The 24,955-nt window shown below is 66.9% G+C and carries 26 protein-coding genes and 4 tRNA genes; 17 read left to right on the forward strand and 13 right to left on the reverse strand.

Annotation, left to right across the window (positions count from 1 at the left end; all coding sequences use genetic code 11):
* Positions 1–12 precede the first annotated feature (12 nt).
* The 11 genes from kdsB to ACVKN3_RS18140 all read left to right on the forward strand — a co-directional run bounded on the left by kdsB (position 13) and on the right by ACVKN3_RS18140 (position 6,122).
* Positions 13–810 carry a 3-deoxy-manno-octulosonate cytidylyltransferase gene (gene kdsB / locus ACVKN3_RS18090; protein WP_354517138.1) on the forward strand — a complete coding sequence of 266 codons (798 nt, stop codon included), beginning with the start codon at positions 13–15 and terminating at the stop codon, positions 808–810.
* A gap of 211 nt (positions 811–1,021) precedes the next feature.
* A complete protein-coding gene (gene uvrC, locus ACVKN3_RS18095) occupies positions 1,022–2,845 on the forward strand; it encodes an excinuclease ABC subunit UvrC (RefSeq protein ID WP_285402088.1) in 1,824 nt (607 codons plus the stop codon).
* Positions 2,846–2,894: 49 nt separating this feature from the next.
* Positions 2,895–3,509 carry a CDP-diacylglycerol--glycerol-3-phosphate 3-phosphatidyltransferase gene (pgsA, locus tag ACVKN3_RS18100; protein WP_036140610.1) on the forward strand — a complete coding sequence of 205 codons (615 nt, stop codon included), beginning with the start codon at positions 2,895–2,897 and terminating at the stop codon, positions 3,507–3,509.
* A gap of 38 nt (positions 3,510–3,547) precedes the next feature.
* Positions 3,548–3,623 (forward strand) — tRNA-Gly (locus tag ACVKN3_RS18105).
* 77 nt (positions 3,624–3,700) lie between these two features.
* Positions 3,701–3,774: transfer RNA gene (locus ACVKN3_RS18110), tRNA-Cys, on the forward strand.
* Between the two features lie 48 nt (positions 3,775–3,822).
* A tRNA-Leu gene (locus tag ACVKN3_RS18115) sits at positions 3,823–3,909 on the forward strand.
* Between the two features lie 25 nt (positions 3,910–3,934).
* On the forward strand, positions 3,935–4,501 hold the full coding sequence (yjjX, locus tag ACVKN3_RS18120) for an inosine/xanthosine triphosphatase (protein WP_285402091.1): 567 nt from the start codon (positions 3,935–3,937) through the stop codon (positions 4,499–4,501).
* Positions 4,502–4,587: 86 nt separating this feature from the next.
* Entirely contained in the window at positions 4,588–4,851 is a 264-nt protein-coding gene (locus ACVKN3_RS18125) for a hypothetical protein (protein WP_285402093.1), read from the forward strand.
* Between the two features lie 59 nt (positions 4,852–4,910).
* Positions 4,911–5,120 carry a hypothetical protein gene (locus tag ACVKN3_RS18130; RefSeq protein WP_285402095.1) on the forward strand — a complete coding sequence of 70 codons (210 nt, stop codon included), beginning with the start codon at positions 4,911–4,913 and terminating at the stop codon, positions 5,118–5,120.
* 55 nt (positions 5,121–5,175) lie between these two features.
* Positions 5,176–5,251 (forward strand) — tRNA-Gly (locus tag ACVKN3_RS18135).
* Positions 5,252–5,525: 274 nt separating this feature from the next.
* Positions 5,526–6,122, forward strand: a complete 597-nt coding sequence (locus ACVKN3_RS18140) for a hypothetical protein (RefSeq protein ID WP_285402097.1) — start codon at positions 5,526–5,528, stop codon at positions 6,120–6,122.
* Between the two features lie 85 nt (positions 6,123–6,207).
* Here ACVKN3_RS18140 and ACVKN3_RS18145 read toward each other — a convergent pair whose 3' ends face one another.
* On the reverse strand, positions 6,208–6,711 hold the full coding sequence (locus ACVKN3_RS18145; protein WP_354517142.1) for an XRE family transcriptional regulator: 504 nt from the start codon (positions 6,709–6,711) through the stop codon (positions 6,208–6,210).
* A 257-nt stretch (positions 6,712–6,968) separates the two neighbouring features.
* Between ACVKN3_RS18145 and ACVKN3_RS18150 the strand changes: the two genes are divergently transcribed.
* Entirely contained in the window at positions 6,969–8,300 is a 1,332-nt protein-coding gene (locus ACVKN3_RS18150; RefSeq protein ID WP_354517144.1) for a S41 family peptidase, read from the forward strand.
* A 136-nt stretch (positions 8,301–8,436) separates the two neighbouring features.
* On the opposite strand, the gene ACVKN3_RS18155 is transcribed toward ACVKN3_RS18150, so the two are convergent.
* Positions 8,437–8,784, reverse strand: a complete 348-nt coding sequence (locus ACVKN3_RS18155; RefSeq protein ID WP_285402102.1) for a hypothetical protein — start codon at positions 8,782–8,784, stop codon at positions 8,437–8,439.
* 85 nt (positions 8,785–8,869) lie between these two features.
* Complete coding sequence (locus tag ACVKN3_RS18160) at positions 8,870–10,441, reverse strand: MDR family MFS transporter (protein WP_354517147.1); 1,572 nt, start codon at positions 10,439–10,441, stop codon at positions 8,870–8,872.
* Positions 10,442–10,570: 129 nt separating this feature from the next.
* Here ACVKN3_RS18160 and ACVKN3_RS18165 point away from each other — a divergent pair, with 129 nt between their 5' ends.
* The gene (locus tag ACVKN3_RS18165) at positions 10,571–11,242 is read left to right on the forward strand and encodes a TetR/AcrR family transcriptional regulator (protein ID WP_285402105.1); all 672 of its coding nucleotides are present in this window, start codon (positions 10,571–10,573) and stop codon (positions 11,240–11,242) included.
* Between the two features lie 96 nt (positions 11,243–11,338).
* Positions 11,339–11,545 (forward strand): hypothetical protein, encoded by a 207-nt coding sequence (locus tag ACVKN3_RS18170; RefSeq protein ID WP_285402107.1) that lies wholly within the window; start codon positions 11,339–11,341, stop codon positions 11,543–11,545.
* 6 nt (positions 11,546–11,551) lie between these two features.
* Here ACVKN3_RS18170 and ACVKN3_RS18175 read toward each other — a convergent pair whose 3' ends face one another.
* Entirely contained in the window at positions 11,552–11,698 is a 147-nt protein-coding gene (locus ACVKN3_RS18175; protein ID WP_285402109.1) for a hypothetical protein, read from the reverse strand.
* Positions 11,699–12,096: 398 nt separating this feature from the next.
* Between ACVKN3_RS18175 and ACVKN3_RS18180 the strand changes: the two genes are divergently transcribed.
* Complete coding sequence (locus tag ACVKN3_RS18180; RefSeq protein ID WP_036140617.1) at positions 12,097–12,750, forward strand: response regulator; 654 nt, start codon at positions 12,097–12,099, stop codon at positions 12,748–12,750.
* Between the two features lie 104 nt (positions 12,751–12,854).
* On the opposite strand, the gene rne is transcribed toward ACVKN3_RS18180, so the two are convergent.
* Complete coding sequence (gene rne / locus ACVKN3_RS18185) at positions 12,855–16,508, reverse strand: ribonuclease E (RefSeq protein WP_354517150.1); 3,654 nt, start codon at positions 16,506–16,508, stop codon at positions 12,855–12,857.
* A gap of 350 nt (positions 16,509–16,858) precedes the next feature.
* Between rne and ACVKN3_RS18190 the strand changes: the two genes are divergently transcribed.
* Positions 16,859–17,806 (forward strand): RluA family pseudouridine synthase, encoded by a 948-nt coding sequence (locus ACVKN3_RS18190; RefSeq protein ID WP_285402114.1) that lies wholly within the window; start codon positions 16,859–16,861, stop codon positions 17,804–17,806.
* A 30-nt stretch (positions 17,807–17,836) separates the two neighbouring features.
* Here the strand turns inward: ACVKN3_RS18190 and ACVKN3_RS18195 are convergent, their stop codons facing one another.
* Complete coding sequence (locus ACVKN3_RS18195; RefSeq protein ID WP_354517152.1) at positions 17,837–19,252, reverse strand: CPBP family intramembrane glutamic endopeptidase; 1,416 nt, start codon at positions 19,250–19,252, stop codon at positions 17,837–17,839.
* Between the two features lie 31 nt (positions 19,253–19,283).
* Positions 19,284–19,625 (reverse strand): 4a-hydroxytetrahydrobiopterin dehydratase, encoded by a 342-nt coding sequence (locus ACVKN3_RS18200; RefSeq protein ID WP_354517154.1) that lies wholly within the window; start codon positions 19,623–19,625, stop codon positions 19,284–19,286.
* A gap of 137 nt (positions 19,626–19,762) precedes the next feature.
* On the opposite strand from ACVKN3_RS18200, the gene ACVKN3_RS18205 reads away from it, so the two are divergent.
* Positions 19,763–20,350 carry an NfuA family Fe-S biogenesis protein gene (locus tag ACVKN3_RS18205; protein WP_285402120.1) on the forward strand — a complete coding sequence of 196 codons (588 nt, stop codon included), beginning with the start codon at positions 19,763–19,765 and terminating at the stop codon, positions 20,348–20,350.
* A gap of 15 nt (positions 20,351–20,365) precedes the next feature.
* Here ACVKN3_RS18205 and ACVKN3_RS18210 read toward each other — a convergent pair whose 3' ends face one another.
* The 6 genes from ACVKN3_RS18210 to ACVKN3_RS18235 all read right to left on the reverse strand — a co-directional run bounded on the left by ACVKN3_RS18210 (position 20,366) and on the right by ACVKN3_RS18235 (position 24,851).
* The gene (locus tag ACVKN3_RS18210; protein ID WP_285402122.1) at positions 20,366–20,716 is read right to left on the reverse strand and encodes a c-type cytochrome; all 351 of its coding nucleotides are present in this window, start codon (positions 20,714–20,716) and stop codon (positions 20,366–20,368) included.
* 17 nt (positions 20,717–20,733) lie between these two features.
* Positions 20,734–21,054: a c-type cytochrome gene (locus ACVKN3_RS18215; protein ID WP_036140622.1), complete on the reverse strand. Its 321-nt coding sequence runs from the start codon at positions 21,052–21,054 to the stop codon at positions 20,734–20,736.
* Positions 21,055–21,150: 96 nt separating this feature from the next.
* Complete coding sequence (locus ACVKN3_RS18220; protein WP_354517157.1) at positions 21,151–22,386, reverse strand: TraB/GumN family protein; 1,236 nt, start codon at positions 22,384–22,386, stop codon at positions 21,151–21,153.
* Between the two features lie 25 nt (positions 22,387–22,411).
* On the reverse strand, positions 22,412–23,302 hold the full coding sequence (locus tag ACVKN3_RS18225) for a carbon-nitrogen hydrolase (protein ID WP_285402127.1): 891 nt from the start codon (positions 23,300–23,302) through the stop codon (positions 22,412–22,414).
* A gap of 11 nt (positions 23,303–23,313) precedes the next feature.
* Positions 23,314–24,351: an agmatine deiminase family protein gene (locus ACVKN3_RS18230; protein ID WP_354517159.1), complete on the reverse strand. Its 1,038-nt coding sequence runs from the start codon at positions 24,349–24,351 to the stop codon at positions 23,314–23,316.
* A 158-nt stretch (positions 24,352–24,509) separates the two neighbouring features.
* Positions 24,510–24,851, reverse strand: a complete 342-nt coding sequence (locus ACVKN3_RS18235; protein ID WP_354517161.1) for a hypothetical protein — start codon at positions 24,849–24,851, stop codon at positions 24,510–24,512.
* Positions 24,852–24,955: the final 104 nt, after the last annotated feature.

Raw genomic sequence — 24,955 nt, forward strand, 5'->3', positions numbered from 1 at the left:
CTGGATGCCCCCATGGCAGACAAGCTCCCCCCGTTCGTCGTCGTCGTTCCGGCGCGGTTCGGCTCGACCCGCCTGCCGGGCAAGCCGCTGCTGAAAATCGCCGGCGAATCGATGATCCGGCGGGTGGCGGTGCGGGCAGGGCAGGCCGGCGCCGCGCAGGTGGTGGTCGCCACGGACGACGATCGCGTGGCGACCGAGCTGCGCGGCTGCGGCGACCTGCTGGTCTGCATGACCCGGACCGACCACGCCTCGGGCAGCGACCGTATCGCCGAGGCCGTCGCGCACTTCGGCTGGCCCGACGACACCATCGTGGTGAACCTGCAGGGCGACGAGCCCTTTGCTCCCGCCGCCGGTATCCGTGCCGTGGTGGCCACGCTGGCCGGGGACGACGCGCCCATGGCCACGCTGGCGACGCCCATCGTGCACGCCGACGAGTTCTTCGACCCGAACATCGTCAAGGTGGTGCGGGGCCAGAACGGTCGCGCCCTCTACTTCACCCGCGCCCCGGCGCCCTGGGCCCGGGACGATTTCGCCCGGGATCGGGACGTGCTGCCCCCGGGCTCCCCGTTCCTGCGCCACATAGGTATCTACGCCTACCGGGCCGGCTTCCTACGCCGGCTGGCGGCCCTGCCGCGCACCCCGCTGGAGAAACTGGAGTCGCTGGAGCAACTGCGCGCCCTGGAGCACGGCCATGCCATCGCGGTCCAGCCCACGCCGGAGCCGTTCCCACCCGGGATCGACACCGCCGAGGACCTGGAGCGTGCCGAGCGCTGGGTGGCGGCGCAGGCCGGGGGAGCGAGGTCCTCCTAAGGGATTTCCTACACGGGTATCTGGTCGCCACCTACAGGGATATTCGGTCTCGGCCGGGCGCGCCCCGTAGGGCGACGACGTAACCTATCCCTGTCGCCAAGCTCTCTCCCCCTAAGGACGGCGACGCTCCCACGGAAGGTCCGCGCCGGCATGATTCATCCCATGCCGGCGTTTTCGCGTCCGGCGTACGCCTACGCGGTAAAATGGGCGCATGGAGCACACCGAGTCGCACCCCTTCGACGGCAAGGCCTTCGTCCGCCACCTGACCACCTCGCCCGGCGTCTACCGCTATTTCGATGCGGAGGACGAGCTGCTGTACGTCGGCAAGGCCGCCAACCTCAAGAAGCGCGTCAGCAACTACTTCCTGAAACCGCCCATGGACCCGCGCATCGCCTCGATGGTGTCGCAGATCGCGCGGGCGGAAGTGACCCTGACCCGCACGGCAGGCGAGGCGCTGCTGCTCGAATCGCAGTTGATCAAGTCGCTGAAGCCGCGTTACAACATCGTGCTGCGCGACGACAAGAGTTACCCCTACATCTATCTGTCCAGCACCGACGAGTATCCAAGGCTGGGCTTCCATCGGGGTGCCAAGACCGCGTCGGGGCGCTACTTCGGTCCCTATCCGAGCACGTTCGCCGTCCGCGAGAGCCTGGGCCTGATGCAGAAGCTGTTCAAGGTGCGCCAGTGCGAGGACAGCTATTTCCGGAACCGTTCGCGGCCCTGCCTGCAGCACCAGATCGGCCGGTGCAGCGCGCCCTGCGTGCGCCTGATCGACGTGCCGGACTACCGCAACGACGTGCGCCACGCCGAGATGTTCCTGGAAGGGCGCAGCAGCGCCGTGATCGACGAGCTGGCCGTGGCCATGGAAACCGCCAGCCAGTCGCTGCACTTCGAGCGTGCGGCCACCCTGCGCGACCAGGTGGCCGCCCTGCGTCGGCTCCAGGCCCAGCATTTCGTGCAGGGTGCGAGCGCGGATATGGACGTCATCGCTTGCAGCATGGAAGGGGGCATGGCCTGCGTCAGCGTGCTGTTTTTCCGCAACGGCGTCAGCCTGGGCTCGCGCGATTTCTTCCCGCGGCTGGGTACGGATGCGTCGATTCCCGATGTCCTCGCGCAGTTCATCGCCCAGTACTACCTCGAGCGCCAGGTGCCGCGCGAGCTGGTGCTCAGCGACGACGTGGAAGACATCGACGTGCTGGCCGGCGTGCTGTCGGAGCATGCCGGGCACACGGTGTCGCTGAAGCCCAGCGTTCGCGGCGAGCGCGCCCGCTTCCTGGAAATGGCCCAACGCAACGCAGGCGCGGCGCTGACCTCGCGCCTGGCCAGCCGGCACACGCTGCTGGCGCGCTTCGACGACTTGCAGAAGGTGCTCGAACTGACCGACATGCCGAGGCGCCTCGAGTGCTTCGACATCAGCCACACCATGGGTGAGGCCACGGTGGCCTCCTGCGTGGTCTTCGGTCCCGAGGGTCCGGAAAAGTCGCACTACCGGCGCTTCAACATCGCCGGGATCACCCCGGGCGACGACTACGCCGCCATGCACCAGGCACTGACCCGGCGCTTCAAGAAGGTCGTGGAGGGCGGTGTGCGGCCCGATATCCTGCTGATCGACGGCGGCACGGGCCAAGTGGGGCAGGCGATGGATGTCCTGCGTGAGCTCGGCGTCGAGGGCATCCGGGTCGTCGGTGTGGCCAAGGGCCCCGGCCGTCGCGCCGGCGAGGAAACCCTCGTGCTCGCCGACAGCGGCCGGACCTTGCACCCCGGCACGTCGTCGCCGGCCCTGCACCTCGTGGCCGCGGTTCGTGACGAAGCGCACCGTTTTGCGATCAGTGGCCATCGCCGCCGCCGTGAAGCGGCCCGCGAACGCAGTACGCTGGAAGACGTGGCCGGCGTGGGCGCGCGCCGACGCGCAGCCCTGTTGAAGGCCTTCGGCGGACTGGCCGGCGTGGAAGCGGCCGGTGTGGAGGAATTGATGAGCGTGAAGGGCATTGATCGCGGGCTCGCGGAGCGCATCTATGCCATGCTGCATCCCTGATCGAACGGAGGTGTCGGCTCGCACCGATCCCTCCCGTACTGGCTGACCTATGCGCATCAACCTTCCCACCTGGCTGACCCTGTTCCGCGTGCTCCTGCTGCCGGTCATGGTCGTCGTCTTCTACCTGCCGTTTCGCGGCGCCAGCCTGACGGCGGCACTGGTCTTCGTGCTGGCCGCCTTCACCGACTGGCTGGACGGCTACCTGGCGCGGCGCATGAACCTGACCTCGGCGTTCGGCGCCTTCCTCGACCCGGTGGCGGACAAGCTGATGGTCGCCGTCACGTTGTTCCTGCTGGTGCAGTCCCACCCGGGCGGGTGGCAGGGCATCCTGCTGGCGGTCACGGCCGCCGTCATCGTCGGCCGCGAAATCAGCGTGTCCGCGCTGCGCGAGTGGATGGCCGAGATCGGCGCGCGCTCGCGGGTCAAGGTCGCCTTCCTCGGCAAGCTGAAGACCACGATGCAGATGGTGGCCCTCGTGGTCCTGCTGCTGCAGCACGACGCGGAGACGCTGCGCCTGTACCACATCGGCGAGGCCCTGCTGGTCATCGCCGGCATCCTGACGATCTGGTCCGGGCTGGACTACCTGCGCGCCGCATGGCCAGCCCTGCGTGGCGACGCCGAGGCGGTCAACAAAAATGAAAAAAAACCGCTGCAAGGTGGTTGACACATGGGCGTCGTGATCTAGAATAGCGGGACAACGACGCGGGAATAGCTCAGTTGGTAGAGCACGACCTTGCCAAGGTCGGGGTCGCGAGTTCGAGTCTCGTTTCCCGCTCCAAAGTTTTCACGAAGCCTCGGTCACCCGGGGTTTTGTTTTTTAGGCGCCACGCGATACTCTCGCGCTGCGCCAGCGATGGCCGGGTGGCAGAGTGGTCATGCAGCGGACTGCAAATCCGCGTACGCCGGTTCGATTCCGACCTCGGCCTCCATCGCATTCCAAGGCGCTCCGCTCACGCGGTGCGCCTTTTTTCTTGAAAGCCCGGATGGCGAAATCGGTAGACGCAAGGGACTTAAAATCCCTCACTCGTAAGAGTATGTCGGTTCGAGTCCGACTCCGGGCACCATGTCTACCGAAAGCAGATCGATCCCATGACATCCCGCCTGGTGCTCAAGGTCATTGTTGGTTCGCGCAACCCGATCAAGATCGGCGCTGTGCGCAACGCGCTCGCGCTGCTCTTTCCCGAGCATGTCCTCGCCTGCGAAGGCATGCATGCGCCATCCGGCGTCGCCGATCAGCCGATGACCGCGACGGAAACGCGTCAGGGCGCCATCCAGCGCATGCAGTACTGCCAGCGACACGGCGGTGAGGCCGACTTCCATGTTGCGCTGGAAAGTGGGATCGAGATGGGTGAGGACGGTCCGGGATCGGTCGGTTACGTGGCCATCGCCGGGGGCGACCGCGTATCCGTAGGTCGCAGTGCCTGGCTACCCGTTCCACCGATTGCCTACGAGGCCCTGCTCGAAGGCGAGGAGTTGGGCGACGTGATGGACCGGTTGTTCGGCACGGTCAACGTCAAGCAGCAGGGAGGCGCCATAGCCCTCGTCACACGGGGGCATGCCACTCGCGAGGGCGTCTATACGCAGGCCGTGTTGCTGGCGATGGCGCCGTTCCTGAACCCCGATCTCTACGGTTTGGCTTCGCGAGTCGTCCCGTGAGCGATGACGCCCGTGTGTCGGTTTGGCGACAGGTCACACCCCCGTAACGCGGCCTGTGAGAAACGTGGGTATTAGGGAGGTGCGCCATGCTCGGATCTACCCAGGCCACGGTGACCGCCGCCGCGACCGAACACGTCAAGCCACTGCGCGTCTATGTCTTCTATCCATCGATCAATCACCGTGCATGGTGGGTCCTGCTTCCGGGATCGGCCAAGGAGTCGTTCGACTCGGAAGGTGCGGCGATCGAGTTCGCGGTGACACGCGCCCGCACGTTGCGTGGCCACGGTCGCCCGGTCGAGGTGCTTCAGGAAAAGATCTCGGGATCGTGGATGGCCGTTCGCGTGTCGTGAGTGTCCCCTTATCGTGAGTGCTTGCTGATCCCGTTCGACCTGTCCGGAGGTGTTTCGCCATGACGACCGCGTACGACACGATCAACCAGCGCCTCATCGGCGAACTCAAGGCGCACCGTCGGGAGATGCGCAGCCCTGCGATCCTCGATCCGCGGCGTTACCGCGACCCCGAGGACGAGGCGGCGCAGCTGGCCTATCCCGGCGATGCGAGCGCAGCGGATGTGGCTTGCGACGACGCCGAGCGCGGGCAGGTGGAAGACGATCACTGAAACGCTTCGAGGGCTTGCAATGCGCGCAAGGCTTGCCTAGAATTGCCGGCTCGATGCGGGAATAGCTCAGTTGGTAGAGCACGACCTTGCCAAGGTCGGGGTCGCGAGTTCGAGTCTCGTTTCCCGCTCCAGATTGTGATCCACAGACGTCCATTGGCCTCTGTAGGTCTTTGAAAAAAAGGAGCTTCGGCTCCTTTTTTCGTTTGAATAAACCCCACGCAAGTCCACCGACAGCCAGCGTCTTCGAGGCCACATTGAGGCCAAAGCATGCGGGCGGTGTCGGTTCCGGATGGTTACCGGGGTTGGACCGGATGACCAGCAAGCATGGTGGGCCATGCTGCAGAATGCCCGCTCCGAACCATGCGTAGCGCCCGAGCCCATGAACACCCCGAAGAGAAAAATAGCATGACCGTTATCCGCTTCCTGGCAGCTGGTCTGTTGTCGTTCTGCGCCGCAGCGCCCGTGTTTGCCGCGCCGGCAGCACTGCATTCGGGCAAGTACGAAGGACTGATGCTGGCGGTAACGCCTGAGGGCCAGGTTGAAGGTTATTACGCCGAGGAGCTGGGCGAGGGCGTGACCCGACGTTGCACCTTCTACCTGAAAGGTGAGCCCGCAGCACTCACCACCTGGCAGGACGATGCCTATCCCGGGAGGGTGGTGGCCTCGTCCGATGGCGTCACCCTGACCGTGGAGCAGGCCCGTCAGCATCCTGGCTGCATGAGTGTGTTGATACCGGAGATCGCCACCGGCCTGGAACTGACCCGAACCGCTGATGCTCACTGGATCGGCCTGGTAACGGTGTCAACCGATAAGGCTCATCTGCTGAACGAGCCTGGCGTGGAAGCGACGAACCGGCCGTATATCGTCAAGGGTGATGTGGTGGGAGTGCTGGCTTACAGGGATGGCTGGGCCAAGGTCGAATTCACCAGTGCCAGGAATCGTACCTACACCGGTTGGATCAGCCATGACCAATACAAGCGGTTGTCAGCGCCCAAGGGCTGAGAAGCGACGCTTTCCCACGTGAAGGCTTCTTTTTCGCTGCAGTGACCGCTACGGAAATGCGCCGGTAGCCGGCGTCTTGGTGAGTTCACCACGCCGTGCACCGGAAAAAACGTACCGCCCCCTTCATCTTGTTGGCGAAGGCGTGTTTCTGCGCACTGTCGAACACATGGTTGCCGGCCATGACCTCGATCGTTCCCGTTTCGAGTTCGAGAGTGAGACACCCTTCGACGACGAAGATCATCACGTGCCAGCCTGCCGGGTCGGCAGCGGCCTGGTAACGCTCGCCCGGTTCCAGCCGCCACTCCCACAGCTCCACCTCGCGGCGCGCGTCGATACTCCAGCGCAGCACCCCTTCGCCGCCCTTGTCGCCGTGCCAGCCCACGCGATCCACACGCGCACTTCGCAGCGACGACGGTTCGGCGACGAGATCGGCTAGCGTGGCATTCAATGCGATGCCGATCCGGTCCAACGTAGCCGTGCTGACGCTTGTCGCACCGTTTTCGATCCCGCCGACCATGCGCAGGCTGACACCCGAGGCTTCCGCCAGGGCTTTCTGGCTCATGCCCGCGGCGACGCGGCGAGCACGCACATTGGCCGCCACATGGGTGAGGAATGATGGCGTCACTTGACTAGGCAAAATTTTGCTTCCCATAATGAGGCAATATTTTACTTATAAGGCGTCTGCCTTCCATGTCAATGCGCTGGTCCGCCTACGTCCTTGGCATCGGCTGCCTGTTCGCGACGGTGGCCTCACCGGTGGCCCGGTCAACATCGGTATCCACGTCGCTGACGGCGGCAGGCGCACGGGAAGATCTGTAACTGGCCATCGCCGCGGTCGAAGCCGCCTTGCCGAACCTCTACTGGCACCAGAGCCGGCGGGCGTGGGCGTCGGCGAAAACCCTCGCCCGCACGCGCGTCGGCGCGGTGACCGATTCTGAATCGCTCTGGCGCGTACTACGCCCGCTGCTCGCGCAGATCGGCGAGGGTCACCTGGGGGTGCAAGTCAGCGATGGCATGAAAGAGCACTATCGCGACGCGCTGCGCTTTCCGCTGGATGTGCTGTGGACCGACAAGGGCGCTTTCGTCCTCGCAGGTTACGGAACGGCCGCGGATGTCGTGGCGGGAAAGCGCCTGGTGTCAGTGGACGGGCGCAGCGACGATGTATTGCTGGACGAGATGGTCGCGATCAGTCCCCACGATGGTGTGATCCGCACCGGTGTCATGCGTGACCTATCAGGCCGCGGCTTTGCCCAGGACCTGTATCGCTTGCGCGGGCCCCTGACGCATTACCGCGTGGTGCTGGAAGGACTGGGCGGACGCACGATGCGCGATCTTGCCGCGGTGCCGCGTCTTGCGCGCCCCGCCGAAGCCGACGATCCATCGCCGTTGCCCACCCTCGGCTGGCTGGACGATCACACGGCGTACCTTGACGTGCCGACCTTCAGCAACAAGCGACTGCGTGCGAGCGGCGCCGCTTTTCCGGAGGCAATCCACACCGTGTTTGAGCAGATCGCACAGCACGGCACCCGGGACCTGATCCTGGATCTGCGCCAGAACGGTGGCGGCTCGGAACCCAACGAGAGCATTCTCTTTTCCTACCTCGTGGAAAAACCACTGCATAAATATGCCGCCGTGGACGCACGTGCCCGACACATCGCCGTGACCAGCCTGAGCGGGAAACGCTTCGACGTCGACGTGTTCGCGGAGGAGGACGATGCGCAGCGGCCGCTGCCCGGCGGGCGCTGGACACGTCGCAACACACCGCCACACGGGCTGATGTCCCGATGGACGACATTCGCTCCTGTATTCCATGGCCGCGTCGTCGTGCTGGCCGGCGGCAACACCTTCTCGGGCGGTGCGGAAGTGGCTTCGATGCTCCGGCATACCGACCGGGCCGTGTTCGTCGGCGAGGAGGTCGGTGGGGCCGACGAAGGCAATACCAGCGGTTACCGTTGGAACCTGGCGTTGCCCAACAGCCGGATGACGATCACGATCCCGTTGTTGCAGTTCCGCATGGCGTGGACGGCGCCAGCCGGCCGCGGCGTACTTCCCGACTGTCCCGTGCCTCCCGAAGCCACCGAAGTCGACGAGCCACGGGACCATGCATGGCGGGTGGCGGTGGCACTCTTGCAGCAGGACTGGCGCGTGCCAGGAAATGCGCGGTGTCCGGATACCTGAAGCGGAGGTCGGGCAGCGCTCTCAGCGCAATCCGCGCGCGATCCTTACCCCGTCCATGCCCGGAAGCCCGCAAGCGGCAGCTTGGCCGTCGTCTGTCGCAGGCTCACGCCTGGTCCAAGCCCATCGGCACCTTGCTTTAAGGATCAGCCACGACCCACAGCGCCGGCATGTGCAGCTCTGCGCACCCGTGCCGGCAGGCAAACGTGCTGTGCTCGCCGACCAGGAAGACACGCTTTCCGCCAGCAAGCGTGATATCGAGCGTGCCGGACACCCCGGCATCCCCGCGGACGGTCGTGCGCTTGTTGGCGGTGACCGCCTCGGTGAACGACTTCGTCCCCCAGTGCCAGGTGATCGAGCCCAGCTTGCCGCGAAGGGTGATGTCTGCAGGGTCCGCACCCTTGCCCGCGAGGTGGAGGTCGTCGCCCGCGCAACCGGCGAGGAGCAGGGGGAACAGGAAGAGGCCGAGTACGCGGTAGCGTTTCACGTGATGTCCAGCCGGAGGGTCGCCACCGTTAACGGCTGAGGGCGCCAAAGCTTGATGCCGCTGGACGCGCCCGTGTATATGCGATTCATGTGCCCGCCTCGAGGACGCGTTCCTCCGGCGCGACCGGCTTGCCGGCCATGGCGGATGCCTCCGGTGGCGCCCGGCGCAGCGGCGTGTCCTTCAGCCACCAGGCGACCACGAACGCCACGGCCATCACGAAAGCGCCGACGTCGTACACCGTATGCAAGGAGGCACCGAAGGCCTCCAGGTAGGACGCATGGATATCGGGTGGCAGGGCGTTCACGGCCTCCGGGCGAAGCGACCTCGCCGGCGAGCCGGCAGGCAGCAGGTCGGCCATGCGCGACTGCAAGCCGTTACTGAACACGGCACCGAACACCGACACGCCCACGGAGCCGCCGATCGAGCGGAACAACGTCACGCCGGAAGTGGCCACGCCCATGTGTTTCATGTCGACGCTGTTCTGCGTGGCGAGGACCAGCACCTGAAGGATCATGCCCAGCCCCACGCCCAGCAGCCCGGCATAGGCGTACATGAGGGGAAGCGGACTGTCGTTGTGCAGCGTGCCCAGCAGCGTCAGCGCCACGGTGGCGAGGAACGTGCCGACGATAGGAAAGACACGATAACGTCCCATCCGGCTGATCAGGCGACCGCTGACGATGGAACTGACCAGCAGGCCGCCCATCAGCGGCAGCAGCTGCATGCCGGCCGCCGTGGGCGACACGCCCTTGACCACCTGCAGGTACAAGGGCATGAAGGTGGTCGAGCCGAACAGCGCCGCGCCGACGAACAGGCCGATGATGCAGCTGAGCAGGAAGGTGCGGTGCCGGAACAGTCCCAGGGGAATGATCGGCTCGCTGGCGACCGATTCCTCGTAGACAAACCCGATCACGCCGACGATGGCGAACGCCAGGATGAACCACAGCTCCCCGGACGACCACGGCAGCATCGTGCCGCCCTCGGTGGTGAAAAGGATCAGGCAGCTCAGCGCCAGAGTCAGCCACGCGGCACCCCAGTAATCGATGGTGTGCTTCACGTGGCGCACGTGGGGATGGAACGCCGCGGCGATGACGCCGATGGCGACCAGGCCCAAAGGCAGGTTGACGTAGAAGATCCAGCGCCATGAGAGATGGTCGACCATGAACCCGCCGACCAGCGGACCCAGAACGGTCGCCAGGCCATAGACGCCGCCGAACAGGCCCTGGTACTTGCCACGGTCGGCGGGCGGGATCACGTCGCCGATGGATGCCATGACGATCACCAGCAGGCCGCCGCCCCCCAGGCCCTGCAGCGCACGCATGGCGATCAGCTGGGTCATGTCCTGGGCCAGCCCGCACAGGACGGATCCGAGCAGGAAGAGGGCTATCGCGGTCTGCAGGACCACCTTGCGGCCGAACAGGTCGCCGAACTTGCCGTACAGCGGCACCACGACGGTGGAGCTGAGAAGGTACGCGGTCACCACCCAAGACAACTGGCTGAACCCGCCCAGTTCCGTGACGATCGTCGGCAGCGCGGTGGAGACGATGGTCTGGTCGAGCGCGGCCAGGAGCATGACGAGCATCAGGGCAGGGAACAGCACGCGCAGCGACGGTGTCGAGGTCGGTGAGGCGGACGGATCCGTCAGGGAAGCAGGGGTCACAAGGGTGTCCCATGAATTTAATTAAGTAGTAAGTTAATATAGGTGCGACAGGGCGTCCGGTCAATCCGGCGCGCTGCCGTGGTATTGAAGTCGTGGTGTCGAGCGCCCTTCCACCCTGTCGGAGCATCCTTGGTTACTTCTGTCCCCCGCCGCGGCCGTCGCCCCGGTCGGCCACCCGTCCAGCCGGACGGCCCCGACCAGCGCCAGCGCCTGGCCGATCTCGCCCTGGAACTGATTGCCCGGAAGGGTTACGCCGAGACCACGCTGGCCGGCATCGCCCGGGCCGCAGGCATGACCTCCGCCGCGGTGCACTACTACTTCAAGACGCGCGAGCAACTGTTCGACATGTTGTTCGACGAGCGCATCGCGCCGATGCAGAAACGCCTCGAAGGCATCTTCCTGGAGCACGCCGATGATCCGGTGGCCGCCTTTGCGGGCCTGGTGCGCCGCTTCGTCGAGATCGCAGGCGATTCACCGTGGGTGGGGCCCGTTTTCTTCGGCGAGATGCTCAACGACAGCGACCTGTTCAAGCAGCACATGCGCAAACGGCTGGGCGACTCGCGCCAGGTGGCGGTCGTCGGCACCCTTCGCCGGTGGCAGGAGGAAGGGCGTATCGCGAAGGATCTCGACCCCGCGCTGTTGATGGGTACGGTGCTAAGCCTGACCGTGCTGCCGGTGACGGCCAGCCGGAAATGGAAGGGCGATGCCCTGCGGGGCCACATCGATGCAGAGGTCATCACGCGCCATGCGCTGGCCTTGCTGATGCATGGTATCCAGGGCCCGTCGGGTCACCCGGGCTGACGTAAATACGTCCTATCCCCCGGCTTCACGTGCCTGCCATGCGACCGCGGCGAATCTTGCCGCTCCTGTGCGCACTATCCACTCGGGGATCGGATCATGGCTAATACGACGGGCTCTCACGTCAACACCATCGGCGCAATGGCCGCTGGAAAACTGCTTGCCAAGGCTACCGGTGGGAAATGGGGGCCGGCCATCCTGATCCTTGCCGGCATCATCCTGCTGCGTAAGCGCGCTGCACAACGTGCCGCACAACGACAACGCGCCGACATGGCCCTGGCGAGCCACGCCGACGCGTCGTACTGACGGGAATCAGTGCTGTTGCTTGTTGTCTTCGCCGGTGCCGTCCAGCGGATCGCCCGACGAGTCCGTCTCGGGCTGTTCGGTGGGGCCGCGCTTCTGGGGCGGGGCATCGTTCTGGCCGGGATGCTGCGGCGGGCGATTTTTCTCATTTGCCATGGTCGTCTCCTTGGGTGGAGATTCACCTTCGCGGGTCGGCGCTGACGATGGTGTGCTCACTTCGTGAGTGCGGTGTCGCGAGCGCCGATTTGGCGGGGGCGTTTATCACCATCAAGGTGTAACGATCGGCGAACTACGCTCCGATCGCGCAGGACATGCAATGGCGCGGGCGAGGGTAGGCGAAGCCCCACATACCGGCGCGGACTCTGCCTACGTGACGATCGGGTCGCGTCGCCTCACGACGCGGGGAGATTCCCGCTACAGGCCTGGCGGGCGTTGGATGATCATACCGGCACGCTGGTTGTCGCGCCTGCACATCTGGCATTGTATGCATTCGCAGGCAGCGTGCAGGTCATTCCTCGCGCATAGAAGTACAGTCGGCCCAGGGAGGGCAAAGAATGATTAATGTTGTTTTGGTCGACGACCACGAGCTGGTCAGGACCGGTTTCCGGATGATCCTGCAGCAGCAGGCCGACGTCCGCATTCGGGGGGAGGCCGGTTCGGCGGAGGAAGGCCTGCGGCTTATCCGCTCGCACTCACCGGACATCGCACTGGTCGACGTCCACATGCCGGGCATGAGCGGCGTCGAGCTCACGGAACGCGTGATTCGCGCCAAGTTGCGCACCAATGTCGTGATCCTCACGGTCGTCGACGACGCGCGTTTTCCCAAGCGCCTGCTCGACGCCGGCGCACTGGGTTATCTGACCAAGGCCTGCACGGCCGACGAATTGCTCGCGGCGGTGCGGCAGGTGGCATCCGGTCGGCGTTACCTCGCCCCCACCGTGGCGCAGCAGCTGGCGCTGGCCACGCTGGATGGCTCCGACTCGCCGTTCGATACCTTGTCCACGCGCGAGATGGAGGTCTCGATGATGTTGGTCCGCGGTATGCCGCTCACCTCCATCGGCGAGCGCCTGAACCTCAGTCCCAAGACGGTGTCGACCTATAAGCAGCGCCTCATGGAGAAGCTGCACGTCGAGCATGTCGTCGGCCTTGCGCACCTCATGACCGTGCATGGGCTGCTGGATACCCATAACCATCAGGTCGGTACCTGACCATCGGCATCCCTGACCACGATCCATCGATGGACATAACAAAAAAACGCCGGGCTTAGCCCGGCGTTTTTTTGGTGAAAGGGAGGCTTTCACCTCCCCAGGTGTTACGCGTCGCCGTGCGGCTTGTCGTCGGACGAGGGCTTGTCGGACGACGGCTCCTGACGCGGGCGCGTCAGCAGGTCGCCCTGGGCCGGTGCCGGCGAAGCCGGCTGCGATGGAGCCACCGGTTCGTGGGACACCGGCGAGACGTTGGATGCCTCGGGCGACTTCGGCGTGACCACGGCGGGCGGGGCCGGGGCATCGACCGGCGGCACCGGCACATGGTCCACGGCTGCCGGGGCAGGGGCAACGGCAGTCGGAACCGGCGTGGGAGCCGGGGTCGGAGCACGCGGGGTCGGGGTAGGTGCCGGAGCCTCCACGGGTGCCGGTGCCGGTGCCGGTGCCGGTACCGCAGGCGCCGGGGTCGGGGCTTCCGCGGGAGCGGGTGCCTTGACCGGAGCGGGTGCTTGCACCGGGGCCGGAGCCTGGACTGGAGCCGGAGCCTGGACCGGAGCCTGCATCGGAACCGGCGTCTCGGCCGGCGTCGAAGCGTGAGCCACGGGCGCGCCGGCCTCGGGAACCGTCTCAGCCTGAGGTGCCGACTCGGTTGCCGTCGGAGCCGGAGTCACGGCAGCGGTGGGCCGCGGCCTGCGCTCGGGCTTTCGCTCGGTCCCGACGTCATCCGTGCCGTCTTCGGTCGGCAGCATGCCACGCGCAGGCGCATCGAGTACCGAGGGCTGGCTGGCCGGCGAGGCGGCGGGCTGAATCGTCTCAGCGTCCTGCGCCGGTGCCGGTGCTTCGCTCGCCGTCGTGGCGGCTGCGGGAGCACGGGCGGCACGCGGAGCGGGCGGCGGCGTGTTCAGCGGTGCATCCGATTCGGTCTGCCGACGCTCGGTCGTGCGGACCGGGGCGGAGTCCGCCGGGGTGGCGCTATCGACCGGGTGTGCCAGGGCCGGTGCCGGTGCCGTGGGCTGACCCGGAATCGGGGGCAGCTTGGGCAGCGAGCTCAGGGTGAGCGCCGACGGCACGTTCTCATCGTCCGAGGCGTCGCCCTGGACGGCCGCGGGCGCCGGGACCGAAGCGGTCGGGGCGGGACGGGTGGCTTCGTGGCGCGGGGCCTCCACGGCGAAAGCGTTCTCCGCCGCGGCAGCGGTGTCGAGCATGGGCGGCACGCTGGCGCTGGAACGGCCCGTGCCGACCGGAGCCTCGTCATCACCCTCGTCATCGTCGAGGTCGTCGGCACCGTTGGCACCATCGGCCGAGCCGACGACACCGCCGTCTTCCTGGCGACGACGGCGACGGCCACCGCGACGACCGCGGCGGCGGCGCTGGCCACCCTCGGTGTCCTTGCCGCCATCGGTGGAAGGCGCTTCGCTGTCGACCTCGCCCGTGGCGATGGCATCGACGCCCAAGGCCTCGGCGTCGAGGATCAGCTTCTCGTCGTCGGTGACGACCGGCGCGGTGACCGGCTTCTCGGCCGGATTGCGCGGGGCGGCGGCAGCGACGTCCGGTGCGATGTTGACGTTGGCGGCCTTCTCGATGCGCTCACCCTGCGGCTGGCGCTCGCCACGCGGCTGACGCTCGCGACGGCCGGTGGTCTCACCCGTGGGCGAGGTTTCGGCACGGCCACCCTGACGACCCTGCTGTGCAGGGTCCTTCTGGCGCGGTGCCTTTTCTTCGCCCTGGCGGGGCGCGGCGTCGTTACGGCCCTGGGCCGGCTTGTTGCCGTTGCGCGGCTGCTGTGCCTTGCCTTGCGCGGGCAGGCCGTCACGGTCCTTGCGCGGACCCTGCGCCTGACGCGGTTCACCACCGCGGCCACGGCCTTCGTTGCCGCGACGATCGTCGCGATCGCGGCGGTTGCCACGCTCGCTGCGCTCACCGCGTTCGTTGCGGTCGTTTCGCTCGTTGCGGCCGCCGGAGCGCGCCTCGTCACGGCGGGACGCCGGGCCGGGCTGCGCCGCGGGCGCGGGCTGCGTACCGGCGTTGCCGCCGAACAGGCTGCCGAACAGGCGCGAGAAGAAGCCACCCGCGGGGGCGGCAGGCGCGACCGGTGCGGCGGCGCGGGGCACCGGTGCCGCAACGGCGACGGCCACCGGCTCGGCGATTTCCTCGCGAACGGGGGCGGGAGACGACGGTACGACGCCCGTGACCAGCGGCTGCTCGCCGCTACCCAGCGCCTGGCCCATCTTGGGCAGGGCCTGGGCGACCACCGGGGTGGTGCGCTCGTAGCTGGGCTTGCTGTGCTCGCCCATGTCGACTTCGCGGATGCGGGTGATCTCGAGGTGCGGGGTTTCCAGCTTCTCGTCGGCCACCACCACCACGTGCACGTTGTGGCGCAGCTCGATCTCGACGACGCTGGCGCGCTTCTCGTTCAGCATGAAGTTGGCCACCGAGGACGGTGCCTGCACCAGGACCTGCCCGGTGTTTTCCTTCATGGCGTGTTCTTCGATCAGGCGCAGGGTGGACAGCGCCAGCGATTCCACGCTGCGGATGTGGCCGTGGCCCTCGCAGCGCGGGCAGACGATCTGCGTGGCCTCGCCCAGGCTGGGGCGCAGGCGCTGGCGGGACATCTCCAGCAGGCCGAAGCGCGAGATGCGACCGATCTGGACGCGGGCGCGGTCTGCCTTGAGGGCGTCCTTCAGGCGCTCTTCCACCTCGCGCTGGTGGCGCGGGCTGTCCATGTCGATGAAGTCGATGACGATCAGGCCGCCGGCGTCGCGGATGCGCAGCTGGCGGGCGATCTCGGTCGCGGCCTCGAGGTTGGTGTTGAACGCCGTCTCTTCGATGTCGCTGCCCTTGGTGGCCTTCGACGAGTTGATGTCGATGGCGGTCAAGGCTTCGGTCTGGTCGATGACGATGGAGCCGCCCGAGGGCAGGCGCACGTTACGCTCGAAGATGCTGTCGATCTGGCTTTCGATCTGGTACCGCGAGAACAGCGGCGTCGGATCCTGGTAGAGCTTGAGCTTGCGCAGGTTGTTTGGCATCACCTGCTGGACGAAGTCGCGGGCGTCGTTGTACAGCGACTCCTCGTCGATCAGGATTTCGCCGATATCGTTGCGCAGGTAATCGCGCAGGGCGCGGATGAACAGCTTGGATTCCTGGTAGATCAGGAACGGGGCTTTCTGCGACTGCGACGCGCCGGAGATCAACTTCCACAGCTGGAGCAGGTAGTCCAGGTCCCACTGGAGTTCCTCGGCGTCGCGGCCCATGCCGGCGGTGCGCACGATGAGGCCCATGTCGTCGGGCACCTGCAGGTGCTCCATGGCCTCCTTGAGGGCCTGGCGGTCTTCACCCTCGATGCGGCGCGAGACGCCGCCGGCACGGGGGTTGTTGGGCATCAGCACCATGTAGCGACCGGCGAGGCTGATGAAGGTGGTCAGGGCGGCGCCCTTGTTGCCACGTTCTTCCTTCTCGACCTGGACGATGATCTCCTGGCCTTCCTTGAGGAGATCGCGGATGTTCGACTTGCCTTCCGCGTTGGGATTGAAATATTCGCGGGAGATTTCCTTCAGGGGAAGGAACCCGTGGCGCTCGGCGCCGTAGTCGACGAAGCAGGCTTCGAGCGAGGGCTCGACGCGAGTGATGCGGCCTTTGTAGATATTGGCTTTTTTCTGCTCGCGGGACGGGATTTCGATATCGAGATCGTAGAGGTTCTGACCATCGACGATGGCCACACGCAACTCTTCGCGCTGAGTCGCGTTGATAAGCATACGCTTCATTTGTAATTTCCTCGGCCTTGCCGCGCGGCCGCGGGCCGCGGTGGCGCCCATGTGGCGGCCTGCCGGGGATCGCGCCGCAGCGGTGAGGCTTCAAGCGGCATGGGATCCGGGACCGATGCCTGGACCCGGCGTGATTCGTGATAAGCGCCTTGCAACCGGTCCGCGTCCCTACGGATTAGCCGGACAACCGCAACCCGAACCGTTACGATGTGGGGTGTCTTCGCGTTCCGTCTCCCTGGACGGACCCGCGCGACACTCGCCTTACGTGACGGTACAGGCACCCCGCGAGAGATAAGTCTTCAGCGGAGCCTGGCGCTGGCCGAGTATCCTATCAATTTCGAGTTTTATCAATGCAGACGGCAACTTCCCTCGACGGCGGCCAAGGTGTGCGCATCGTCGAAATCGGACCCGAGCGGGACGGCCAGCGCGTGGACAACGCCCTGCTCACCCTCCTGAAGGGGGTGCCGCGCAGTCTGGTCTATCGCATCCTCAGAACGGGACAGGTTCGCATCAATGGCAAGCGCGCCAAGCCGGAAACGCGCCTGGCCGCTGGCGACATGCTGCGTATTCCGCCGGTGCGCGTCGCTGAGCGCGATGAGACGGTAGCCCCCTCCGGCATGGTGAGGGCTGTGGCCGATTCGGTCATCTTCGAGGACAAGCACTTCCTCGTGATCGACAAGCCGGTGGGCATCGCTGCCCATGGCGGCAGCGGGGTCAGCCATGGGGCGATCGAGCTGCTGCGCGCGGCGCGCCCCACCGAGCACCTGGAACTGGTTCACCGGCTGGATCGGGACACCAGCGGCGTGCTGGTGCTGGCGCGTTCCCGCCCGGGCCTCACCGGCCTGCAGGCGCTGATCCGCGAGAACGAGGTGACCAAGCAATACCTCTGCCTGATGACCGGCACGCCGCGCAAGGCCAAGTTCGACGTCAACGCGCCGCTGCTGAAATCGGTCATGCACGGCGGCGAACGCCTGGTAAGGGTGGACGACGGCGGCAAGCCGTCGCTCACCTTCTTCCAGGAGATGGAGCAGTACCCCGGCGCGCGTCTCATGCAGGCCACGCTGGGCACGGGGCGTACCCACCAGATCCGCGTGCACGCCCAGTATGTCGGGCATCCGCTGGCGGGCGATCCCAAATACGGCGACGAGGAAGCGAACAAGCGGCTGCGGGCGAAGGGGCTGAAGCGGATGTTCCTGCACGCCGCGCGCATGAGTTTCGATCTTGGCGGCAAGAACTACGATTTTTCCTCACCGTTGCCCGACGATCTGAAGGTTTTCCTGAACAATCTGCGTGGCTGATCCCGCGGCCGTGGTCGCGGCGGTCCGTCCCTAGCCCAGGTAGCGGGCGCTGACTTCCAGCGATCGCAACGCGCTGCCACTGACGCAGGCCTGCAGGACGACGGCGCTCAGTGCGTGCGCCAACGCTACCGGCACCAGCGCGCGGTGGCGCAGGTACCACCAGGCCCAGCCCAGTTCGCCGACGAAGCACAACTGCATCAGCAAGCCGTTGGGCGTGTGCAGCAGCGCGAAGACGGTGGCCGTCCCCAGGATGGCGAGCGGGCGGGGCCACGCGCGGTCGAGCAGGGCGGCCACCACGGCCAGGATCAGCCACTGCTGGAACGTGGCCCAGGCCAGGTAGACCAGCACGCGACCGATCGGGGGCCACGCGGGCGCATGACCGGCGATGGCAGCCACGACGAGCGCTGCGGGCAGGGCGAGCGCGGGCACCCAGGCGACACGCCAGCCGGCCAACCAGTTCCACGAGGGCAGCCGACGTTGCGCCGCAAGCAGGCCGGCGTAGGCCACGCCGAGGACGAACAGCGCCACCTCGCCCGGGGCCGGGTGAAACGACAGCCCCAGGCTGGCGATGAACGCGACCGGTCCGACGACGGCGAGGGCGGCATCGGTCGGCCCGGCGCTGCCACGGCGCAGCCGATGACGCGCGATCAGCAGGAGCAGGTAAAGCGAGGAGGCGAGCCAGGCGTGCCAGCCCGCCACGGTGCCGTTGGTGTGGGTGGGATCAGCCGTCCGGGGCGCGGCGTCGTCGTTGCCGAAGGTCACCAGGGCATCCCGGATGCGTGCCTTGTCGCGCCAGGCGAGCAGGGCTTCCGAGGTGAGACCGGCCGGAAGGGCGACCGTGGCAAGCGCAGCCGGCGAACGCGCGTCGGTCAATGACAGGGAGGCGCCGCGGAGGGTGAGCGTCTCCCCGACGGGCAATAGCGTGCGCAAGCGCAGCATCGCCAGGCGGCGGGGTGCCGGCACGGCCACGCCTCGCTCGTCGGTCCATGCCAGTTGGTCCAGCCCCACGGCGTTCTTCGCCAGCGGACCCGGACCCAGGGTGCCCAGGTCGGCACGCAAGCCCGGACCGTCCAGCGTCTGGCGAACCGTCAGGCCGTACCGGCCCGGGGCACTCGCCTCCGCATCCAGATGGAATGCCGCGGTTCGTGCAAGGTCCGCATCCCGACGCAGCGGCAGGCCGATCTCGAATCCGGTGGCGGCCCGGGCCTGCACCACCAGTCCCTGGGGTGACGACGACAGCTTGCCCGCACCGAAGGCGCGTCCCGCCACGACATCCCCGGCATCGCGGAAACGCCATGCCCACGGGGACTCGCCGCGGGCGAAGGCGGCGCGGTCGACGGCGCTGTCGCGCTCGATGGCCGTGTGGACCACCGAGGCGGCAAAGCGCGGCAAGACAATAAAAAGCAGGGCGACGGCCATGACGATAGTCGCGACCACCGTCGCCATCGGGGCCCAACCGGCGGCGCGTGGCGGCACGTCAGCGATCGAGCAGCGCCTCGACCCGCGCCGCACAGATCACGTCGTTGAGCGAGATGCCGCCCACGTCATGGGTGGACCACAGCACCTGGCAATGGCCGTAGCCGGCTTCGAGGTCAGGGTGGTGATCTTCCTGGTTGGCCATGAAGCCCACGGCGTTGATGAAGCCGAGGGTGTGGTGGAAATCCGGGAAGGTGAAGTCCTTGACGATGGCCTTGCCGTCGGCCGTAACCGTCCAGCCGGGCAGGGTGGCGAGGTGCCCGTCGAGAGTGGCCCGATCGAGCGCGTTCTCCGCGCCCTTGCGCGGCTGGCAGTGCTGGGAGGCGAGCGGGGAAAGCGACATGGGGAAGGTCCGTCCGGGTAAAGCGCGAAGCGTCGGCGCTCCGGCTGGAATTGTCAAAAGGCGGCGCCCCGGACGAAACAGTACTAGAATGGTGCTGTATTCCGGCGTCCCCACGCCGGCAACGGATCGGAGTGGCCATGATCGATATTTCGGAGCGCGCCCAGGCGCATTTCCAGCGCCTGCTCGCCCAGCAGGGTGGTGACGGCCTGGGCATTCGCCTGCGTGTGGTCGAGGCGGGTACGCCCGCCGCACAGTGCGAGCTGGAGTTCTGCGACGCCACGGAACTCACCGGCGATGAATGGACCGTCGAGTGCACCGGCTTCAACCTCTATGTCGACAGCGAGAGCATGCGCTGGCTCGACCCGGCCAACATCGACTACGAAACCCACGCCACCGGCAGCCAGCTCAATATCCGCGCACCGCGGATCAAGGGCGATGCACCGGGCGAAGGCGCGGGCATCGTGGAGCGGGTGAAGTTCGTGCTGGAGTCGGAGGTCGCGCCGCAGATCGCCTCGCACGGCGGCCGCATCTCGCTGGTCGAGGTTACCGCCGAGGGCGTGGTGGTGCTGCGCTTCGGCGGCGGCTGCCACGGCTGCGGCATGGTCGATGTCACGCTGAAGAACGGCGTGGAGAAGACCCTGCGCGAGCGCGTGCCGGAAATCACCGAGGTGCGCGACGTCACCGACCACGAGACCGGCGACACGCCGTACTTCGCCAAGGCATAAGTACGGCCCGGCGGATCAGTCGCCCTGGATGTGGTGTTCCAGGCCCTGCAGCTTCGTCGGCATCGTGGCGAAGTAGGCCGACACGTCGTCGATGTCCTGATCGGACAGCGTCGCGGCGAAGCCCTTCATGATGGCGTTGTTGCGGCGGCCGTCCTTGTACTCGTGCAGCGCCTGCGCAAGGTAGTCGGCGTACTGGCCGGCCAGGCGCGGGTACTGCGGATCGACGGAATTGCCATCCTGGCCGTGGCAGGCCACGCAGGTGGCGATCTTGGTCTTGCCGCGGGCCGGGTCGCCGGCGGCGAAGCTCGAGGTGGCGGTCAGCGCGAAGAGCGCGCCGATGGCAATCAGGGAAAACCCACGGATCATCATTCGTCCTCGGCGGCTTACTTGGCGAGACTGGAAAGGTAGGCGGCGATGTCGTCGATGTCCTGGTCGGACATGCTCTGCGCCTGGGCGCCCATCGTTGGGTGAGTGCGCTCGCCGCTCTTGTAGGCCTTCAGGGCGTTGACGAGGTATTGCTCATTCTGGCCGCCGATATGCGGCACGTGGTACTCGGGATACGCATTGGCATAACCCGGTACGCCGTGGCAGCCATTGCAGGTGTAGACCAGCGTCCGCCCCCTGGCCTTGTCTCCTTCGGCATGCGCGGCGGATGCGGCGCACAGAGCTACAGCGATCAGGCCAATCAGATGCAGACGCTTCATTAAGAGTTCCCTGGGTGCCGGTCGGGGCCGGGGTTGAACAGCCGTCGAAGTATAGAGGGCTGTCGCAAGGTGGAACAACTCGGGCGTAAGTGCAGGTCAGAAAAGACTTTTGAGGATGTGGAAGCCAGCGATGTACTCGCCGGCGATGGTGCCGACGCAGACCAGGAAGAAGTTCAACAGGGTGCGGGCCACGCGATTCTTCCACCAGCCGGTCCAGTGGGTGATGTCGTCGCGCAGGTGCTCGAAGTCGATCACGCGGGGTTTGCGGACCCATGCCTCGGCCATGGCGCTGAACGCACCGGAAGGAATGCCCGGGCGGAACGGTTTCAGCGGGCCGGCCACGAACGCGGCGACGATGGACAGCGGATGGCCGCCGGCAATCAGCGCGCCAAGGGCGGACAACCCGCCCGTGAGCAGCACCCAGCTCTTCACCGCGTCGGCGCCCAGACTGGGGCTGCGGTAGAACGCGAAGCCGATGGCGGCGAAGATCGCCAACACCAGGCCCACGGCGAACACCTTGGGCCACGGCGAGGCCGGCGGGGTGACGGCCAGATCGTCGGCGGTGGCGCGCGCGTCGCCGTGCTGCTCCGCGAGCTGGTGGCTCATGCCCTTGAGGTGACCCGCGCCGATGACGACCAGCACGGTGCGCGCGGGCGCGGTGGCATCCATGCGCTGGCCGTTTTCGCGCAGGCGCGCGGCCATGAATTCGTCGCGCTCCGCGATCAGCGCGCGGTACAGCGGCGCGGAGTCCTTCGCGAAATCGCTGAACGCGCTTTCCAGCAGGTCGGATTGCTTGAGTTTCTCGATGTCCGCCTCGGCGATTTCCTCGCGTTCGAACACGCTGCCCAGCATGCCGGCCATCAGGCCGAAGCGCTGGAAGAAACCGACGCTGCGCCAGGCGCGCTTGAGGGTGGTACCCACCTCGCGATCGACCAGCCACACCGGGATGCCGCGTGCGTCGGCGCCATCCATCGCGGCCTTCATTTCCGCGCCGGGCTCGATGCCGTACTGCGCGGCCAGGCGTTTCTGGAAGCCGCCGAGCACCAGACTGGCGGCGACCATGCCGGCCTTGCCCTGGCGGATCACCTGGAAGAGGTCCATCTGCTTGAAGGCTTCCGGATCGCGGATACCGTGCGCGCGGCTGGCGCAGAGTTCCACCGCCACCGCGTCGAAGTGCTCGCTTTCCAGCAGCGCATCCACCGCCTGCACGCTGGCGCGTGACACGTGCGCCGTGCCGAGGATGACGTAATCGACGCCGTCGCGCGTTATGCGCTCGATGGGCTGGCCGTCCAGTGCGGGATGCGGTTTGACGTCGTGCTCGGCGGGAATCATGCGCTCGGTTGTCCTGGGCTGGGGCTTAGTCGCGGAAGCGCTTGGTGAGGTCGCCGTAGGCATCGATGCGGCGATCGCGCAGGAACGGCCAGATGCGACGCACGTGCTCGCTGCGCTGCATGTCGACATCCACGATCAGCAGCTCACGACCCTCGGTGCCGGCCTGGGCGAGGAATTCGCCCTGCGGCCCGGCCACGAAACTGGAACCCCAGAACTGGATGCCGTTGCCGACGGCGGTGGGGTCGGCTTCGTAGCCGGTGCGGTTGCAGGCGAGCAAGGGCAGGCCGTTGGCCACGGCATGGCCGCGCTGCACAGTGATCCACGCCTCGCGCTGGCGTGCCTTCTCGTCGTCGGTGTCTTTCGGGTCCCAGCCGATGGCGGTGGGGTAGAACAGGATGTCCGCACCGGCCAGCGCCATCATGCGCGCGGCTTCGGGGTACCACTGGTCCCAGCAGACCAGCACGCCGAGCTTGCCGACCGAGGTGGGGATGGGATCGAAACCCAGGTCGCCCGGCGTGAAGTAGAACTTCTCGTAGAACGCCGGGTCGTCGGGGATGTGCATCTTGCGATACTTGCCGGCGATGGCGCGCGAGCGATCGAAGACCACCGCCGTGTTGTGGTACAGGCCTGTGGCGCGTTTTTCGAACAGCGAGGCGACGACGACGAGTTTCAGTTCCTCGGCCAGCCGGCCCAGGCGCTCGGTGCTCGGCCCGGGGATGGTCTCGGCGAGGTCGAACAGGTCGACGTTCTCGTGCTGGCAGAAGTACGGGCCGTTGTGCAGTTCCTGCAGCAGCACCAGCTCGACGCCGGCCGCGGCGGCATCGCGCAGGCCTTGCTCGATCGCGTCGAGGTTGGCATCGCGGCTGCCGCGATCGGTTTCCTGGAGCAGGGCGACCTTGAGGGTGGTGCGGGACATGAGGGGCTCCTTCAGGCGGCGATGGCGGCGGGAAGCTGCATGGTGATGCAATGCAGGCTGCCGTTCTGCCAGATCAACGGACGGCATGGCACCTGCACCACCTCGCGACCGGGGTGGGCGAGCCCGATGATGCGTGCGGCTTCGTCATCCCGGGCGTCGCCATACGACGGCACCAGCACGGCGCCGTTGACGATGAGGTAGTTGGCGTAGGACGCCGCGAGTCGACGGCCTTCGTCGAGGATCGGCTGCGCCCACGGCAGCGGGTGCAACGGATACGGCGTGCCTTCCGGTGTCCGCAGCGCGGCCAGTTCATCGGCCATCGTGCCGAGTTCCGCGAAGTGCGGATCGGCCCTGTCGTCGCATGCCTGGTACACGATGCCGCCGTCCTCGGAGAAGCGCGCCAACGTATCGATATGGGCGTCGGTGTCGTCGCCTTCAAGGTAACCGTGGTCCAGCCACAGCACGCGGTCGGCGTGCAGGGTGGTGGCCAGGGTGTCGGTCATCGTTTCGCGGGACAGCGTGGGATGGCGCTGGGCGAGGCACTTCCACGTGGTGAGCACGGTGCCGCGGCCGTCGCTTTCGATACCCCCGCCCTCAAGGGCCCAGTCGATCCGCCGGTGCGGCAGCCCCGACAGCACGCCGCGCTCGAGCAGGCCGGCGATCAGCGCGTCGTCCTGGTCGGCGCCGAACTTGCCGCCCCAGCCGGTGAACCGGTAGTCGTTCAGCAGCACGCCATCCGGACCGGTCAGGGTGATCGGGCCCGAATCGCGCAGCCAGGTGTCGTCGTAGGGCAGTTCGATGAAGTGCAGGCGCGCCATGTCGGCGCCGGCTTGCTCGACGGCCTGGCGCGCACGCTCACGCAGCGCGGCATCGGCCACGATCACATGCAGCGGCTCGAAGCGGGTGACGGCCACGGCCAGCGCGACATAGGTGGTCTCGACCTCGGCCAGGCGATCGGCCCAGTCGGTGCCCGCGTGGGGCCAGGCGATCAGGACGCCGGCCTGCGGTTCCCATTCGGCGGGCAGGCGATACGAGCTACGGTCGGTCATGGCGGGCAACGGCGGCAAGGGGGAAGCCCGCTAGTGTAAAGCCTCCGCCCCACCCACCACACACCCGCGCCGTTTGCCGCACCACCCGGTGTCGCACCACCCGGTGTAGGAGCGCACGATGTGCGCGATCCCGTACCCTCAACCGACCTTCAAGACCCTCACCGCGGATTCTGCGGATTCACATTGTTCCCCGCCGGCGTATTCAACACGGCATGCACCACATGGCTGCGCTCGAAATACACGATGTACCCCGGGTACATCCACCGGTTGATCACCGGCTGCTTCGCGCTGCCGCCGCCGCGGGCATCCAGTTTCGAGATCGGCGTACCGAACTGGCGCTCCACCTGGGTCATGCTCATGCCCTTGCGGGGCAGGTTCATCGCCTGCTCCTGCTGGACGCGGTTGACCAGCAGGCTGTCGCCGGCATGGACGACCGGGGACAGGGCGGCGGTCGCGACGGCCAGGGCGGTCGCGAGGAAAACAGGCTTGAAGGTGTTCATGACGGCTCCGTCGCGCTCCCCATGCGGCGCAAGACGCCGTTTTAACAGATCGCCTCCACACACGCCATGGGGCGGCTATCATGGGCGGTCGCCAGCCGCCAGTT

It is taken from the genome of Luteibacter sp. PvP120 (assembly GCF_054055715.1).

What these genes read in the sequence shown, in the direction of transcription:
- ACVKN3_RS18215 (WP_036140622.1), bottom strand. Translation starts at nt 21,054, where the DNA reads ATGAAGCGTCTGCATCTGATTGGCCTGATCGCTGTAGCTCTGTGCGCC.
- yjjX (WP_285402091.1), top strand. Translation starts at nt 3,935, where the DNA reads ATGACATCCCGCCTGGTGCTCAAGGTCATTGTTGGTTCGCGCAACCCG.
- uvrC (WP_285402088.1), top strand. Translation starts at nt 1,022, where the DNA reads ATGGAGCACACCGAGTCGCACCCCTTCGACGGCAAGGCCTTCGTCCGC.
- ACVKN3_RS18220 (WP_354517157.1), bottom strand. Translation starts at nt 22,386, where the DNA reads ATGATTCCCGCCGAGCACGACGTCAAACCGCATCCCGCACTGGACGGC.
- ACVKN3_RS18140 (WP_285402097.1), top strand. Translation starts at nt 5,526, where the DNA reads ATGACCGTTATCCGCTTCCTGGCAGCTGGTCTGTTGTCGTTCTGCGCC.
- kdsB (WP_354517138.1), top strand. Translation starts at nt 13, where the DNA reads ATGGCAGACAAGCTCCCCCCGTTCGTCGTCGTCGTTCCGGCGCGGTTC.
- rne (WP_354517150.1), bottom strand. Translation starts at nt 16,508, where the DNA reads ATGAAGCGTATGCTTATCAACGCGACTCAGCGCGAAGAGTTGCGTGTG.
- ACVKN3_RS18210 (WP_285402122.1), bottom strand. Translation starts at nt 20,716, where the DNA reads ATGATCCGTGGGTTTTCCCTGATTGCCATCGGCGCGCTCTTCGCGCTG.
- ACVKN3_RS18230 (WP_354517159.1), bottom strand. Translation starts at nt 24,351, where the DNA reads ATGACCGACCGTAGCTCGTATCGCCTGCCCGCCGAATGGGAACCGCAG.
- ACVKN3_RS18225 (WP_285402127.1), bottom strand. Translation starts at nt 23,302, where the DNA reads ATGTCCCGCACCACCCTCAAGGTCGCCCTGCTCCAGGAAACCGATCGC.
- ACVKN3_RS18130 (WP_285402095.1), top strand. Translation starts at nt 4,911, where the DNA reads ATGACGACCGCGTACGACACGATCAACCAGCGCCTCATCGGCGAACTC.
- ACVKN3_RS18200 (WP_354517154.1), bottom strand. Translation starts at nt 19,625, where the DNA reads ATGTCGCTTTCCCCGCTCGCCTCCCAGCACTGCCAGCCGCGCAAGGGC.
- ACVKN3_RS18235 (WP_354517161.1), bottom strand. Translation starts at nt 24,851, where the DNA reads ATGAACACCTTCAAGCCTGTTTTCCTCGCGACCGCCCTGGCCGTCGCG.
- ACVKN3_RS18180 (WP_036140617.1), top strand. Translation starts at nt 12,097, where the DNA reads ATGATTAATGTTGTTTTGGTCGACGACCACGAGCTGGTCAGGACCGGT.
- pgsA (WP_036140610.1), top strand. Translation starts at nt 2,895, where the DNA reads ATGCGCATCAACCTTCCCACCTGGCTGACCCTGTTCCGCGTGCTCCTG.
- ACVKN3_RS18190 (WP_285402114.1), top strand. Translation starts at nt 16,859, where the DNA reads ATGCAGACGGCAACTTCCCTCGACGGCGGCCAAGGTGTGCGCATCGTC.
- ACVKN3_RS18170 (WP_285402107.1), top strand. Translation starts at nt 11,339, where the DNA reads ATGGCTAATACGACGGGCTCTCACGTCAACACCATCGGCGCAATGGCC.
- ACVKN3_RS18205 (WP_285402120.1), top strand. Translation starts at nt 19,763, where the DNA reads ATGATCGATATTTCGGAGCGCGCCCAGGCGCATTTCCAGCGCCTGCTC.
- ACVKN3_RS18175 (WP_285402109.1), bottom strand. Translation starts at nt 11,698, where the DNA reads ATGGCAAATGAGAAAAATCGCCCGCCGCAGCATCCCGGCCAGAACGAT.
- ACVKN3_RS18195 (WP_354517152.1), bottom strand. Translation starts at nt 19,252, where the DNA reads ATGGCGACGGTGGTCGCGACTATCGTCATGGCCGTCGCCCTGCTTTTT.
- ACVKN3_RS18125 (WP_285402093.1), top strand. Translation starts at nt 4,588, where the DNA reads ATGCTCGGATCTACCCAGGCCACGGTGACCGCCGCCGCGACCGAACAC.